The organism is Stenotrophomonas sp. SrG (assembly GCF_050031795.1).
GTDB classification, from domain to species: domain Bacteria; phylum Pseudomonadota; class Gammaproteobacteria; order Xanthomonadales; family Xanthomonadaceae; genus Stenotrophomonas; species Stenotrophomonas rhizophila_A.
On record NZ_JBNBBE010001778.1, the window covers coordinates 1 to 230 of the forward strand.

General features: G+C 66.5%; 1 pseudogene. It reads right to left on the reverse strand.

The annotated features are described in order from the left end of the window. Positions 1-230, reverse strand: a pseudogene (locus tag ACQG3P_RS25385) (hypothetical protein); the annotation flags it as partial.

The following is a 230-nucleotide window of genomic DNA, read 5'->3' on the forward strand; positions in this document are numbered from 1 at the left end:
CCCTCCGGTGCCCAGGTTCGCATCGTTGTTCAGGTGCCCGCGACTGGACTGCACGCCATCGCTCAACTGCAGTGACTCTTCCCGACGCTGTTCCACTGCCGAAATCTGCCGCGCACGCTCACCGAGCGGCGTACTGACAAGAGACTCGGCCGGGCACGCCGCCGACACCTGACTGCGCGGCGCCGAGGGCTGGTCGTTGCGTTGCATCAGCTCGCTGGCTTCGGGCAGAT